Origin of the sequence: Bowmanella dokdonensis (assembly GCF_017254865.1) — a bacterium.
GTDB classification, from domain to species: domain Bacteria; phylum Pseudomonadota; class Gammaproteobacteria; order Enterobacterales; family Alteromonadaceae; genus Bowmanella; species Bowmanella dokdonensis.
The window spans coordinates 1-327 of sequence record NZ_JAFKCV010000240.1 but is presented as its reverse complement, the minus strand read 5'-3'; the positions used below and the strand labels follow the sequence as shown (position 1 = coordinate 327).

Sequence of the window (327 nt, the reverse complement as noted above, 5' to 3'; positions counted from 1 at the left end):
AAACTCTTCATAATCCCGCGGTGACAGCACGCCGCCCCAGGTATCGAAAATCATCACTGACTGCGCGCCGGCAGCGATTTGTGCATTCAGATACAAAATCACCGAGTCGGCCAGCTTATCTAAAAGCAGATGCAGCGCGGCAGGTTCAGCAAAGGCCATCTTCTTGATGATGTTGAAACTCTTTGTAGAGCCGCCTTCGACCATGTAGGTGGCCAGGGTCCAGGGGCTGCCGGAGAATCCAATCAGTGGCACCTGACCATTCAGGCCTTTGCGTATGGTACGCACCGCATCCATCACATAGCCCAGTTCAAGCTCGGGGTCCGGGAT

The 327-nt window shown here is 54.7% G+C and carries 1 protein-coding gene; it reads right to left on the bottom strand.

Annotated features, from left to right (window positions below; translation table 11 throughout):
• Positions 1-327, bottom strand: a 327-nt coding sequence (locus tag J0A66_RS22395) for a uroporphyrinogen decarboxylase family protein (protein ID WP_277603622.1), incomplete at both ends; no start/stop codon positions are given.